13 protein-coding genes and 1 riboswitch are annotated in these 13,625 nt (G+C 48.7%); of the genes, 7 read left to right on the forward strand and 6 right to left on the reverse strand.

The genetic code is table 11. The features are described from left to right. Positions 1–2 precede the first annotated feature (2 nt). From purK to AC1DWN_RS00100, 4 genes are all read right to left on the reverse strand, one after another. The gene (gene purK, locus AC1DWN_RS00085; protein WP_477556909.1) at positions 3–1,190 is read right to left on the reverse strand and encodes a 5-(carboxyamino)imidazole ribonucleotide synthase; all 1,188 of its coding nucleotides are present in this window, start codon (positions 1,188–1,190) and stop codon (positions 3–5) included. Beyond that, positions 1,187–1,672, reverse strand: coding sequence for a 5-(carboxyamino)imidazole ribonucleotide mutase (gene purE, locus AC1DWN_RS00090; RefSeq protein ID WP_475812383.1), 486 nt, complete (start codon positions 1,670–1,672; stop codon positions 1,187–1,189). Before purE ends, purK begins: the two co-directional genes overlap by 4 nt. Before the next feature lie 290 nt (positions 1,673–1,962). Continuing rightward, positions 1,963–2,061, reverse strand: a riboswitch (purine riboswitch). A gap of 310 nt (positions 2,062–2,371) precedes the next feature. Further along, a complete protein-coding gene (locus tag AC1DWN_RS00095; RefSeq protein WP_477556910.1) occupies positions 2,372–4,006 on the reverse strand; it encodes an MDR family MFS transporter in 1,635 nt (544 codons plus the stop codon). Between the two features lie 26 nt (positions 4,007–4,032). Then, positions 4,033–4,458 carry a MarR family winged helix-turn-helix transcriptional regulator gene (locus tag AC1DWN_RS00100; RefSeq protein WP_477556911.1) on the reverse strand — a complete coding sequence of 142 codons (426 nt, stop codon included), beginning with the start codon at positions 4,456–4,458 and terminating at the stop codon, positions 4,033–4,035. A gap of 174 nt (positions 4,459–4,632) precedes the next feature. On the opposite strand from AC1DWN_RS00100, the gene AC1DWN_RS00105 reads away from it, so the two are divergent. Next, positions 4,633–4,962 (forward strand): hypothetical protein, encoded by a 330-nt coding sequence (locus AC1DWN_RS00105; protein WP_477556912.1) that lies wholly within the window; start codon positions 4,633–4,635, stop codon positions 4,960–4,962. 54 nt (positions 4,963–5,016) lie between these two features. Here the strand turns inward: AC1DWN_RS00105 and AC1DWN_RS00110 are convergent, their stop codons facing one another. Together AC1DWN_RS00110 and msrA are read right to left on the reverse strand one after the other, a co-directional pair. Further along, positions 5,017–5,586 (reverse strand): nitroreductase family protein, encoded by a 570-nt coding sequence (locus tag AC1DWN_RS00110; RefSeq protein WP_477556913.1) that lies wholly within the window; start codon positions 5,584–5,586, stop codon positions 5,017–5,019. 116 nt (positions 5,587–5,702) lie between these two features. Next, on the reverse strand, positions 5,703–6,689 hold the full coding sequence (msrA, locus tag AC1DWN_RS00115) for a peptide-methionine (S)-S-oxide reductase MsrA (protein WP_477556914.1): 987 nt from the start codon (positions 6,687–6,689) through the stop codon (positions 5,703–5,705). A 276-nt stretch (positions 6,690–6,965) separates the two neighbouring features. Here msrA and AC1DWN_RS00120 point away from each other — a divergent pair, with 276 nt between their 5' ends. From AC1DWN_RS00120 to AC1DWN_RS00145, 6 genes are all read left to right on the forward strand, one after another. After that, the gene (locus tag AC1DWN_RS00120; protein ID WP_477556915.1) at positions 6,966–7,397 is read left to right on the forward strand and encodes a hypothetical protein; all 432 of its coding nucleotides are present in this window, start codon (positions 6,966–6,968) and stop codon (positions 7,395–7,397) included. Further along, positions 7,394–8,470, forward strand: coding sequence for a phosphodiester glycosidase family protein (locus AC1DWN_RS00125; RefSeq protein WP_477556916.1), 1,077 nt, complete (start codon positions 7,394–7,396; stop codon positions 8,468–8,470). Before AC1DWN_RS00120 ends, AC1DWN_RS00125 begins: the two co-directional genes overlap by 4 nt. A gap of 103 nt (positions 8,471–8,573) precedes the next feature. Further along, positions 8,574–9,497, forward strand: a complete 924-nt coding sequence (locus tag AC1DWN_RS00130) for a proline dehydrogenase family protein (RefSeq protein ID WP_477556917.1) — start codon at positions 8,574–8,576, stop codon at positions 9,495–9,497. Positions 9,498–9,855: 358 nt separating this feature from the next. Next, positions 9,856–11,304 (forward strand): aminotransferase-like domain-containing protein, encoded by a 1,449-nt coding sequence (locus tag AC1DWN_RS00135; protein ID WP_477556918.1) that lies wholly within the window; start codon positions 9,856–9,858, stop codon positions 11,302–11,304. A gap of 12 nt (positions 11,305–11,316) precedes the next feature. After that, entirely contained in the window at positions 11,317–12,246 is a 930-nt protein-coding gene (locus tag AC1DWN_RS00140; RefSeq protein ID WP_477556919.1) for a D-alanine--D-alanine ligase, read from the forward strand. 14 nt (positions 12,247–12,260) lie between these two features. Continuing rightward, positions 12,261–13,430 carry an aminotransferase class I/II-fold pyridoxal phosphate-dependent enzyme gene (locus tag AC1DWN_RS00145; protein ID WP_477556962.1) on the forward strand — a complete coding sequence of 390 codons (1,170 nt, stop codon included), beginning with the start codon at positions 12,261–12,263 and terminating at the stop codon, positions 13,428–13,430. Positions 13,431–13,625 lie beyond the last annotated feature (195 nt).

The raw sequence follows: 13,625 nt of genomic DNA on the forward strand, positions 1-13,625 counted from the left end.
ATTCACACCTTCCAAATAGTTGTTTCTTCAATCCAGCTAAGCGCAGTATCTGTATCCTTCGCCAACACGTTGACATGTCCCATTTTCCGTTTTACAACGGCATCCTTTTTTCCGTACAAATGAACCTTAGGTGCCGCTTGAAGCCGCTCTGCTGATTCATCATGTTTAGACATTAAAGCAAGCAACGGCTCAACATGCTGACCTAGCACATTGACCATGACAACCGGGCTCATCAACGTTGTGTCACCAAGCGGCAGGTTGCAAATCGCACGTACATGCTGCTCGAATTGCGATGTCCGGCAAGCCTCCATCGTATAATGTCCACTGTTATGTGGTCTTGGAGCCAGCTCGTTTACATACAACTCACCGTCCGCTGTCACGAACAACTCCACCGCTATCAGTCCAACAACGCCAAGTCCTTCCGCAATTCGCATGGCAAGATGCTCTGCTTCACGTTGCAACTCTTCACTAATACGTGCTGGCACGATGGATAAATGCAATATATTGTCGACGTGAATATTTTCCGCTACGGGGAATGCTTTTATTTCACCCTGCGGGCTTCGCGCCGCTATAACTGATAACTCCTTGTCAAAACGAATGAACTGCTCCAGCACTAGCTGAACGCGAGCACGTGATAACGTCTCGTATGCTTCTGTAATTTCGCTCTCGCTGCGAATGACCCATTGACCTTTGCCATCGTAGCCGCCCATTGCTGTCTTCAGTACACAAGGCATTCCGAAGCGCGCTACTCCCTCGCGAAGCTCTTCAACGCTACGAACTTCACAATACGGAGCTACTCGCACCCCTGCAGCTTCAATGGCCTGCTTCTCGCGCAGCCGGTGCTGCGTTGTATATAGAAGCTTGCTGCCCTGAGGAACATAGGATTCCTCCATTAGCATGGCCGCTACTTCAGCATCAACATTTTCAAACTCGTACGTAATGACATCGGAACGCTTTGCTAGTTCTCTTGCCGCTTCACGATTGTCATAAGCAGCAATAATTTGTTCCGCTACCTGACCGCAAGGTGCATCCGGCGTTGGGTCAAGCGCAATGAAGCGATAACCCATCGCGCTACCTGCATTCGCCATCATCCGGCCAAGCTGGCCGCCGCCAAGAATACCTATCGTGCTGCCTGGCAGCAATGTCTTCATTGTCTCACTTTCGTTCTGCTTGTCTGCTCCATTACTCATAACGTCTCGCTGCTTTCAAGAACCTCTTGCTTCACGCGCTCGCGACGAGCCTCAACGCGTGCTTGTATCTCAGGATCAAATGCTCCGATCATCTGCGCTGCAAGCAAGCCTGCATTTGTGCCGCCCGCATTGCCGATTGCCACCGTTGCTACCGGTATGCCTCCTGGCATTTGTACAATCGACAGCAGAGAATCAAGTCCACTCAAATTCGACGACTTCACAGGAACGCCAATGACCGGCAAAATCGTCTTTGCAGCGACCATGCCGGGCAAGTGTGCAGCTCCACCGGCTCCCGCAATAATGACCTTAAGCCCCCGCGCTACAGCAGTTTCTGCATATTCAAACATGAGATCAGGCGTTCGATGCGCCGAAACCACTTTTTTCTCATAAGGAATTTGTAATTCCTCTAAAATGTCGCAGGCCAATTTCATTGTGTCCCAATCCGACTTACTACCCATGATGACGCCTACTTTCGCAGACATGAGATCAAACCCACTTTCGTATATAAGAGTATAAACCATTTAACTATGATCCTATAATGCCTTGTTAAAACAGAAAAATCCCGTCAGCAACCATCAAATAGGAATGCCGCAGGACCGGAGCCGAAGCAGAAACCCTCATTTACTTAAAAGCAAAATCAAATAGGGCTTCACTTCAATGAATACATTAAAACGACGCACGAAYAGCATTAGTGTCAACATCGTGCTATTTCTAAAAAGAAACGCCCTGTTCACACCGTAAAAATGCCATTTTAACACTGCTATCGTTTCTATCTGTGATTCATTATGCTCGTAGTCCGAAAATTAAGGTTTTCGGGTAGAAACATTCGGGCCTCTCCCGAAAATATACGAACCTTCAGAATGGGGCAGTATACTCCGCCTCAGACCTATTCTAGTTTATCTAATCACCAAACTACTGTCAATGAAATACGAACATTAAAACACAATCTTTTATAAAGGTTCGTTTTTTTGTGTATATTAATCGGAAAATCAGAACAGTATGCCCAAAAATAGGTGATTCATCAAAACAAATGAACCACCGAGCGTTATCCGACAGGTCCGTTAGCTGCCGAATATAAGGAGATAACAACAAATAGAAAAAGAAGGGACAGGATGGCGCCATACAGCGTCCCCTGTCCCTCCTATTTTTCCGCATAATAGATCAATTATAAGTCCAATTCATTATTTGCTGCTTGAAGCTAGTTCTCCTGTAGTACGCTTCTTAGCTTCCTGTTCGGGCTTTACCGTACCAGGCGCTTCATTTGTTGTACGAAGCGGTATCTCTTTCAAGAAGAACGTTATAACTACAGCTACACCAAGAATAAGTGTTCCAGCTAAAAACACGGTAGACAACGATGAGCCTAACGCATCACGCATCATATCCACAAATTTCGTGAATTCCTGCTGCACACCTTCAGGCAAGCTCTGATGAAGCTTTTCAAGCGCTGGCTGGTTCGTCAGCGTCTGCGGATTAGCAAATGCAGCAAATTGCTTCTGCATCTCTGGATCGAGCTTAGTCATATCCGGCCCTTTTCCGGATTGAACCGCCTCAGTCAAATTATTTTTCATACTAGTAGCAAGCACAGTACCCATTACCGCAATCCCGATTGTACCGCCGAGGTTACGGAACAGCTGCATGGAAGCTGTAACCGCTCCAAGCTCCTTATGGGGAACTGCGTTTTGAATAGTTAATGAGAATACCGGCATACCAAGACCAAGGCCTAGACCGAAAATAATCATTGCCAGTACAGCCATCCACACACTATTCATGAATACCATTATGATCATACCAAGCATCATAATCGGCATACCGATTAGCGCAAAACGTTTGTATTTCCCTGTTTTACTTATTAATTGCCCGCCAATTGCACTTGTAATAACCATACCGATAGACATCGGCATTGTTACAAAACCAGCATAAGTAGGTGAGATAGCAAGCACACCTTGAACGAAGAAACTAATATAGATGAGTGCGCCCATCATACCAAAGTTCATGAGAAATCCGATAATATTGGAAAGCGTAACGACACCATTTCTAAAAAAGTGCAAAGGCATGATCGGGCTTTTCGCCTTCCATTCCACAAGAATGAAGATCACTAGTGATACAAGTGTTATCCCGAACAAGCCAAGCGTTTCGAATGAAGTCCACGCATACTTCGAGCCGGCCCAAGTAAAGGCAAGCAGCATAGGTACAATTGTTGTAATAAGAAAGAATGATCCTAAATAGTCAATCGACTCTGATTGTTTGCGCTCTGTTTTTGGGAACAGCATCAATATCATGACAAAAGCGACAACACCAAGCGGTAAGAAGATCCAAAACACCCAATGCCAAGCCATATGGTCAACAACATAACCACCAAGTGTCGGACCGATTACGCTTGAAAAACCAAATACAGCGGTCATTATTCCTGTCCATTTGCCACGCTCACGAGGCGCGAACAAATCACCAACTGCTGTGAAGGCTGTAGCCATAATAATACCGGCACCAAGACCTTGAATGCCTCGGTAAGTGATCATTTGGTAAACATCGGTGGACATACCCGACATAAATGCACCAACGATAAACAATAATATACCGACTAATATAAATGGCTTACGACCATATATATCAGATAATTTCCCAACGAGCACGGTTGCGATCGTCGAAGTCAGCATATAGATGGTAATAGTCCATGTGTATAAGTCCATTCCGCCTAGCTCCGCGATAATTCTTGGCATCGCCGTACTAACGATAGTCTGATTTATGGCTGAGAAAAACATCGCAGCCATAATAGCTATCATAATGCTTAACTTACGTTTACTTGATAAGTGTTCCATAGCAGGTTTACTCCTCTTTTTATGTTTTATTCTATTTTTGCAAGCATTTGACCGAAAATCCGTTTCAAATGCTGAATATCCTCATCCGGTAAGCTGTGAAAAAAAGTAGATATCGTTTCTTTCTGTGATTCTAGAACAGTCTCCATCATTTCTCTGCCCTTTTCAGTCAATTCAATATATACAACCCGCCGATCATCCTCCGCTCTAACGCGATCCACATACCCATCAGCCAACAATTTATCAGAGACACCAGTTATCGCGCCGGGTGTAAGACCAATAGAATCCGCTAAATCAGACACCTTCATCTGACCTTCACAGCTTAGGGTATAAAGCACTTTAAAATGTGTCATTGAAAAGTTTTGAATCGAATTCTTTTYCCATTCATGCGTAATGCTCTTTAGTATTAATCTAAAATATGACGCAACTTCAAAAAGTTCCGTTTTATTCGTCATTTCATCCCTCCTTCAGGCATGCTGATTGCCGCACAAAATCTTTAACAAAAAATATCTTACAGCTAAACTAATTATAAATCAAGTATTTACTACTATATATTTTCACACAAAAATAGTCAATATGGAATAATAAACTAAATGGATGCTTGCCCATAAATACAGAGCAGGATTTTTATGTATCCGCATGTGGTTGTGGACGAGCATCCTAGCTCCCACGAGTTATATACAAACAAGCGTGAATTAGCTACTTATAAAGGAGTAATGGGGGATGGGGGTAGATCGCAGCATGCGGCACTCGGCATAGCGGGTATGCAGGTAGCATGCGGCACTTGGCATTCGAGGATTAGGCTATGCGGGTGTGCAGGTACACGTAGCACAAGACACGCGGCCATGCGGGTGGTGCAGGTACACGTAGCACGAAACACACGGCATCCGGGTATACCGAACATCGGGTGGATACTAGATGCGAAAAAAAACGCACCAAGAAAATCAATGGCCGCTTAAGCGCCATCAGATTTCTTAATGCGTCTACTTTCACTCAATCGTTATTTCTATCTGCTACGCGTCAAGCCACACCGTCTTATCTGCTGCTGGGATACGTTTTGCAGCAGGTGCAGTCATATCCGGATATCCTAAATAAATAAGGCCAACGATTTGCTCTTGCTCGCTAAGTCCAAAAGTCTCGTTCATTAACGGATGGTACATAGGATCACCTGAACGCCAAATGGCGCCAAGACCATTCGCATGCGCCGCTAACAGCAAGTTTTGCACAGCAGTTTGGGCAGCTGCCAGCTCTTCTGCGAGCGTAGCACGTGGATCATTCGATGGCGAGCAAACAACAGCAATTACTACAGGTGCCCTATTAGCTTTCGAACGTTCCTTACCAAGGCGTTCTTCAAGCTGCTCTCCTGTCAGCTCAGAAATTGCTGCAGCAACGCGTGCATATCCTTCTCCAAGCTTTGCTCTGCCTTCACCCGTCATGACGATGAACGTCCATGGCTGTGTATTATGATGACTCGGAGCCCATGTTGCCGCCTCTAGCAAACTCTCAATAATAGTACGGTCAATAGGGTCCTGCTTTAATCTACCAATCGATCTTCTTGTTTTGATCGCTTCTATAACGTTCATAACCGGCTCCTCGCTCAGATCAAGTAGGAACACCTCTTTCGAGGCATCCTACTCGATTATCACTGTTTTATTTGTTGGTTTCATGGTTGTTTATATTTTCGATTTCATGATTGTTTTTACTTGAAAAGGACCAAATACTCGCCGTACCCTTCTTGCTCCAGCTTATCCTTTGATACAAAACGAAGTGAAGCGGAGTTAATGCAATAACGCAAACCGCCCGCAGACTGAGGACCATCGTCGAATACATGACCTAGATGGGAATTTCCTTCTTTGCTTCGCACTTCAACCCGCACCATAAAGTGCGACTTGTCAGTATGCTCTATAATAGAAGCAGCTTGAATCGGTCTCGTAAAGCTCGGCCAGCCACAGCCAGCATCATATTTATCATGTGAGCTGAATAAAGGCTCTCCCGATACGATATCGACATATATGCCGTCTTCAGTATGATCCCAATATTCGCCGGTAAAAGGTCTTTCCGTCCCGCTGTTTTGCGTCACTTCATATTGTATTGGAGTCAGATGCTTTTTCAGCTCAGCAGCATCCTTCTTAAACGACCAGTTCTGTGCTATAAAGGAATCGCGTCCCGAGCCTTTACGGTACATTTTGTAACGATACGGATTCGACTTATGATAACCCTGATGATAATCCTCTGCAGGATAGAATGGCTTCGCTAGTTCAATCTCCGTAACAATCGGCTTGTCGAATCGTCCGCTCGCCGCAAGCTCCTGCTTCGATGCTTCAGCAAGTTCACGTTGTTCCTCTGTGTAAAAATAGATGCCCGTTCGATACGACTCCCCGCGGTCATTGAATTGTCCACCAGCATCGGTTGGATCAATCTGCTTCCAAAAAATATCAAGCAGCTTCTCGTACGGAAACACCTGTGGATCATACGTAATTTGTACCGCTTCGGTATGCCCTGTCGTTTCCGAGCAAACCTCCTGATAGGTTGGATTTACGGTATGGCCTCCTGTATAACCAGAGACGACCGAAATAATGCCTGGCATTTCTTCAAAAGGTGAAACCATGCACCAGAAGCAGCCGCCTGCGAACATTGCCTTCGCTTCATTATTGTTGTTACTTGTATTTGTGATTGGTTGATCCATGCTGATCACCCTCCTAAAATTCAAAATTTAAAACTGTATTCCTATTATACATGACGATGGCGGGTAATCACAAAACCTGAGATTAGTGATACGCCACAGCATTATTTCAATAATTTACCACATTATACAAGGGACATCCTCCCATTCGTTTGTTACAATAAGAAAACATCTGCAACCATTTTGTACCGTTTGATCGTCTAAGTCTATGAAACATAGCTTGCAGTTCGTTCATCCACATCAGTTGCAAGTAACCAACACGAAAGGTGAATGAATAGTATGAGTGATTTAAACCTGGAACAACGAACAGCAACTCAGTATGGCCAAAAAACACGAAAAAAGAGAGGAAACCGCACCTTCCTCATTTTCATATGTGTATGGCTTGTCCTTATTAGCTCCGGCCTATTCGGGGCCAAATGGTATACCGACCGTATTCAACAGAAAATTGGCGCTGATATTGAGCGACAAACCGCGAGCCAGATTTCTGCTATGCAGCAATCCTATGAAGGCCGCATGCAAGAGCTGGAAGCGAGCTACTTGGCCGATCTTGCCGAGCTGAAAACGAAGGTAGACTCACTTAACGAGCTGCTTACTTTCACGAAAGACAATGCCGCTTCCAAGACCGACAACAGCAACAAGCTTTATACACAGCTGAATGAAGTGAAAAAGCAACTGAATGAGCTGAAGAAAAGCTTGGATGTGCTCAAATGAACATAACAGTCAAAACGTTAAACCGTACAGCTCTGCTCGCATGTACTCCTTTTCTCGGCATTATGTTATGGCTGATATTATCCGACATTGTCATTCAATTATCAGAGGATGCTTTCCCTCAAGCGCAAACCGAGCAAGCAACAGAGTCTCCTGCTGCTATTAAGACGGCGGCTGAAGGTCTTGACCAAGCACATGAAACGGCGGCTCTCACACGAGAATCCCTTCAGAAACAAATTAAGCTATACAAACAAACCAATGCGGATATGGCCAAAATATCTGCAATGACTGCTTCACAGGCGATGAGGCCGCTTGAAATTTACGATCGCAACATTACGCAAAAGCTTGGCAAGCCTGCCGCTACGATTGAATCGGATAAGATTAGAGCGCAGCTCTTCTACATACAAACGGAAAGCTTCCCTACTTACGCTCTGAAAGTAAAACTTAAATCGAAGGACGCCATGAAAATGGCACTGGGTCGGGATGAGCTTGGACGTTCGGAAACGACACTTGCGGCAGTCAAACGTACGAATGCGATCGCCGGTGTTAATGCAGGTGGTTTCGCCGATGGCGGAGGCAAACGCTACCCGCTTGGTACAACTATTGTAGATGGTAAATACGTGTCGGGCTTTGAAGCGACGCGTGCAGATTTATTTTTTGTCGGACTAAATGATCAAAACGAGCTAATCGGAGGCAAATTCACAAGTCAGCAGCAGCTCGATGCGAAGAAGCCGAAATTCGGGGCCTCCTTTGTTCCCGTCCTGCTTCGCGGCGGAGCGACTCAAGCTATACCGACCAAATGGCAAACTAGCCCTAAACGAGCGCCACGTACAGTTATAGCCAACTACAAAGATGATCAGCTTTTGTTCCTTGTAGTCGATGGCTATAACGAGGCGGGCAGCTCAGGCGCGACGCTCAGTGAAATGCAAACCTTATTACAGCGTTATGGAGCAGTTGATGGATACAATCTCGATGGAGGCGGTTCCTCGTCACTTATATTTAACGGCCGAATTATTAATAAGCCCTCGGACAAGCAGCTTCGTAAGCTGCCGACGAATTTTTTGTTTTTCAAATAAATAGGCGTGATGTGCGCGATTGTCTATATGATTGAATATACTGTTATCAAGCTCGCCGAACTGTGTAAATCAGACTCTTATGACAGGATGAGGGGTAACGCTGATGGGCATCGGAACGAAATGGTACCGTACAACAATACTGACGATCGCCGGGATTCCATTTGTAGAGAAGCTATCGACCACATATGGCAAGAAGCTTGCCGACAGGTTTATTGCCGGGGAAAATCTCACGGGTGCGCTCAAGCAAATTGAGGCATTAAATAAGCACGGTATTTGTGCATCGCTCGACCATCTTGGCGAGGGTGTTACAAAGCTAAGCGAGGCATCCGATTACAAGGAACAATATTTGAAGATGATTGAAGGTATCACTGACTGCAAATTGAACGCTAATGTCTCTTTAAAACCGACGCAAATGGGGCTTGCGCTAAATGCTGAGGCTTGTTACGCGAATATCCAGGATGTTGTACAGCAAGCAATGCGCTATAACAACTTTGTTCGTATCGATATGGAAAATACGCCCTATACGCAAGCTACGCTTGATATGGTGCGTCGTCTTCATAGGGAAGGATTAACTAGTGTAGGCACTGTACTGCAAGCTTATTTGCATCGAACAGCCAAAGACGCCGCAGAGCTGATGGACGAGGGCATTAATCTTCGTCTCGTGAAAGGCGCATATAAAGAACCTCAGCATACCGCATACCAGAAAACGTCTGATGTTATTTCAAACTTCAAGGCTATCATTAAGCTGCATTTGGATAACGGCGTTTACACAGCGATCGCTTCACATGATGACCTGATTATTAACTGGGTCAAGCAATATACTGCTTTGCACGGCATTCCTAAAGATGCCTTCGAATTTCAAATGCTCTACGGCTTGCGAATGAACGCACAAGCACAGTTAGCTAAGGATGGATACCGGATACGCTGCTACGTTCCTTACGGATCGATGTGGTATCCGTATTTCACCCGGCGGCTCGCAGAAAAGCCTGCTAATCTTATGCTCGTTATTAAGAATATCTTTAAATAGTGAAGCGATTTTTAGGGGCTTGCTCGAAAGCAATGCTTGATGTGAAATGATTCTTTTTCATAGTAGCCCCTTGCATAAGCACATCAGAAATGCCCATGAACTCGGATAGCTCCCCCAGCCTTCTGAAAGCGATGAGCTGCAGAACCAGGGCCAGCCACTCCCCCCCCAAACAATTCCGACACATCCAACTCCCCTTTACACAGATATACAAATAACACCACCTGTTAAAGCTTATAATCATATGAAAAATTGACTAGTTAATAGATTCCCAAGAACCACACCCCTGCCAAAAAGTATCGTTCGTGGTTCTTTTATTGTGCTGTATTGTATGCCATGATAACTATGGGGGCGATACAGGATGTTTAATGTTTTCGAGCCGGTGAAGGATCGGCCGGTGTACATTCAAGTGATGGACTATGTGTTGCGATTAATCACGGAGGGCGCGCTTCAAGCGAACCAGAAGCTCCCTTCCACTCGCGAGCTCAGCGGGCTCCTGAAGGTGAGCCGCAATTCCGTAATCGAGGCCTACACCCGCTTGGAGGAGGATGGCTTTCTCTACGTGGTGAACAACCAAGGTAGCTTCGTGGCGGCTTCGTCCGCGACCACGGCGCCCTCTGTCTGGAAGCTTGAGTGGAAGAAGCGTCTGAACGATCGGGCCGCGCTCGCGGAAGAGCTGGACCTGATGAAGCATGGGATTCGCTCAGAAAAGGGGACGATCTCCTTCACGAGCATCGCCCCGGACGAGAAGCTATTCGACCTGAACCCGGTCAAACGCGCCTTCCTGGACCGGATGGCCGTGGAAGGCAATGTGCTGCTGAACTACGGCTATGCGAAGGGCTACAAACCGCTGATCGATTACTTAATGCAATATATGAGCCACAAGGGTGTCGACCTGCAAGACAAGGATCTGCTCATCACGAGCGGCTTCACGGAAGGATTGGACATCGTCTTGTCCGCTCTCAGCCGACCGAACGGAGCGATCCTCTGCGAGAACCCGACCCACAACACGGCGATCAAAAACTTCAGGCTGCACGGCTTCGACATTACTGGGATCGGTATGGAGCCGGATGGCATCAATCTACGGGAACTCGAGCAGGCATTGAACGAGCGGACGTACGACTGCGCCTATTTCGTTCCCTCGTACCACAATCCGACTGGCATCGTCATGTCCCCGGAGAAGCGGACGGCGCTTATGAGATTAATGACCCGCTATCAGGTTCCGATCATTGAAGACGGCTTCAATGAAGAGCTCCGCTATTCCGGGTCACATGTGTCGCCGCTCATCGCTGCGGCTGGCCAGGGCAATAGTGTCATCTATGTTGGCAGCTTCTCCAAGGTGCTGTTCCCCGGGCTTCGCGTAGGCTGGGTGCTGGCGGATCGCGAGCTGATCGGCTACTTGGAGAGCCTAAAGCGGGCTCGCACCATTCATACGTCTACCATTGATCAAGCGATCCTCTACCAGTATCTATACAACGGGAATCTGGACAAATACATCAGAAAAGCAAGAGCGGTCTATAAGCGCAAATACGAATGGACGCTGGAATGCTGCAAAGCTCATATTCCTTACACCCGTCTATCTGGTGACGGGGGCCTCCATCTGTTTATCGAATTTGAGGAAAGCTTCCATACAAGAGAATTGCTGGAAGTCTGCTCACGAAGGGGCGTTATTTTCACCCCGGGGGACATCTTCCATACCGACGGCAAAGGCCAGAACACGATGCGGCTAGGATTCTCGCGAGTGGCGGATGAAGACATCACCAAGGGGATCCGGATCATCGGCGAAGCGGCTACACAACTAAGAAACTAACGAGGTGCAGGTATGAGAATCGGGGTCATTATGGGAGGGCCATCCTCCGAACGGGAAGTTTCACTGCAAACGGGCCATGAAATACTGGCTCATCTGAATCGCGATCAGTACGAGGTCACAACCATCGTCGTGACGGAGCCAGAAGCGTTGGCGGAGCAGGTCCGCGGAATGGATTTGGCGCTATTGGCGCTTCACGGGGCGTATGGCGAGGACGGAACAGTGCAAGGGACGTTGGAGACACTCGGCATCCCCTATACAGGCAGCGGAGTGCTGGCCAGCAGCATGTGCATGAACAAGGACATTACGAAGCGGATGCTTCGCTCTGAAGGGATCCCTACACCCGACTGGCTCATCTGGGAGAGCCTGGACGACTATTCGCCGCAAGCGGTCGAGCGGCTGGGGTATCCGGTAGTCGTGAAGCCTAATTCCGGCGGCTCCAGCATCGGCATTCAGTTGGTTTCCTCTGCCGATGAGCTGCATTCAGCAGTGCACGCCGCTTTTCAATGGGATGAGGCGGTGCTGATCGAGCGTTGTGTTCGCGGGGAAGAGATAACGTGCTCGATCCTGGATGGAGAGCTGCTGCCTACGATCGGCATCATTCCCGTTCATTCCGAATGGTTCGACTACACGGCGAAGTATAGCGATGGGGCAGCCGAGGAGCACGTGATCGCTCTGCCTGCGGATGTGGACGCGCGGGTTCGGCATGCAGCGCTAGCTAGCTATCGGGTGATGAAGTGCGAGGTGTACGCGCGCGTCGATATGATGCTCGTGGACGGTCATCCCTATGTACTCGAAGTGAATACACTGCCAGGCATGACCCGAAACAGTTTATTTCCCAAGAGCGCGCTCGCCGCAGGCATCCCGTTCGATCAGTTGCTCGATCGCATCATTAAGAGTTCCTATCCTGCACGTACATTGAATTCTGGGAGTGTTCCACAATGAAGGTATCGGCTGAAATGGAAAATAGAGTCCAGGATTGGATCGCCCCGCATGTCATCGCCCTGCCGCCATCGGGGATCCGCGCTTACTTTGATTTGGGGGCGATGAACCCCGAGACGATCTCCCTGGGCCTCGGGGAACCGGACTTCGTTACACCGGAGCATGTGCGCGCCGCCTGTACGCGCGCCCTGGATGCAGGACGGACGGCGTATACGCCCAATGCCGGACTGCTCGAGCTGCGAGAGGAGATTGCCGCGTACCTGCATTCCCGCTTCCAGCTTCCCTATGAGCCAACTCGTGAGATCATGGTCACCGTAGGCAGCAGTGAAGCGGTAGACTTGGCGTTCCGCACGCTGCTCACGCCCGGGGATGAGGTGCTCATACCCGCTCCCGGCTATGTAGCCTACTCGCCGATCGCGGAGCTGTGCGGAGGGAAGGTCGTGGGGATCGAGACGATCGCCGAGCAGGGCTTCAAGCTGACGGCTGCCGCTCTGGAGGCCAGCATTACACCGCGCTCCAAGGTGCTCCTCGTGAATTATCCGAGCAACCCCACCGGGGGCGTGATGACGCTGGACGACTGGCGGCCGATCGCTGATCTAGCCCGCCGCCACAACCTGGTCGTCATCTCGGATGAGATCTACGCCGAGCTGACGTACGGCCGGACGCATGAGAGCATCGCCTCACTGCCTGGGATGAAGGAGCGCACAATCGTCATCAGCGGCTTCTCCAAAGCATTCGCCATGACCGGCTGGCGCATCGGTTATGCCTGCGGTCACCCTGAGCTCATCGCCGCCATGCTCAAGATCCATCAGTACACCGCCATGTGCGCGCCGGTGTTAGGCCAGATCGCGGCGATCCAATCCCTGCGGTACGGATTGGCGGACAAGGACGAGATGATGGACTCGTTCAACCGTCGCCGTCGGCTGTTTGTACAGGGGCTGCGGCAAATCGGCTTACCGTGCCGCGAACCGCAAGGGGCCTTCTATGCCTTCCCGTCCATCGCCGAGACGGGGCTTAGCTCCGAGCAGTTCGCGATGCGCCTGCTGAAGGAAGTTCATGTTGCCGCCGTACCCGGCCACGTGTTTGGATCGGGCGGAGAAGGGTTCCTCCGCTGCTCGTACGCCGTGTCCGAAGCGAAGCTGGAAATGGCGCTGGAGCGAATCGACCATTTCGTTCGTTCACTCTGAACCAAATACTCGGCTGGAGATTTTTCGCAGCCGCAGGAGGTGGGCCCAGGTTCCTCCAGGCGAGCATTCTGATATGGAACAGCTTGCCTGACGGCTTGGCCCGTCCACGCAGCTGGTCGGCCTGATCGACGGCTCCCTGGCTCGGCAGCTTGCTCGGTCATCAACCGGGCGAGCACAACGCTCTTATTCCGCTCT

The organism is Paenibacillus sp. P4_A7, assembly GCF_056402455.1.

Coding starts and splice junctions, on each gene's coding strand:
- purK (WP_477556909.1), bottom strand. CDS start 1,190: ATGAGTAATGGAGCAGACAAGCAGAACGAAAGTGAGACAATGAAGACA.
- purE (WP_475812383.1), bottom strand. CDS start 1,672: ATGTCTGCGAAAGTAGGCGTCATCATGGGTAGTAAGTCGGATTGGGAC.
- AC1DWN_RS00095 (WP_477556910.1), bottom strand. CDS start 4,006: ATGGAACACTTATCAAGTAAACGTAAGTTAAGCATTATGATAGCTATT.
- AC1DWN_RS00105 (WP_477556912.1), top strand. CDS start 4,633: ATGTATCCGCATGTGGTTGTGGACGAGCATCCTAGCTCCCACGAGTTA.
- AC1DWN_RS00110 (WP_477556913.1), bottom strand. CDS start 5,586: ATGAACGTTATAGAAGCGATCAAAACAAGAAGATCGATTGGTAGATTA.
- msrA (WP_477556914.1), bottom strand. CDS start 6,689: ATGGATCAACCAATCACAAATACAAGTAACAACAATAATGAAGCGAAG.
- AC1DWN_RS00120 (WP_477556915.1), top strand. CDS start 6,966: ATGAGTGATTTAAACCTGGAACAACGAACAGCAACTCAGTATGGCCAA.
- AC1DWN_RS00125 (WP_477556916.1), top strand. CDS start 7,394: ATGAACATAACAGTCAAAACGTTAAACCGTACAGCTCTGCTCGCATGT.
- AC1DWN_RS00130 (WP_477556917.1), top strand. CDS start 8,574: ATGGGCATCGGAACGAAATGGTACCGTACAACAATACTGACGATCGCC.
- AC1DWN_RS00135 (WP_477556918.1), top strand. CDS start 9,856: ATGTTTAATGTTTTCGAGCCGGTGAAGGATCGGCCGGTGTACATTCAA.
- AC1DWN_RS00140 (WP_477556919.1), top strand. CDS start 11,317: ATGAGAATCGGGGTCATTATGGGAGGGCCATCCTCCGAACGGGAAGTT.
- AC1DWN_RS00145 (WP_477556962.1), top strand. CDS start 12,261: ATGGAAAATAGAGTCCAGGATTGGATCGCCCCGCATGTCATCGCCCTG.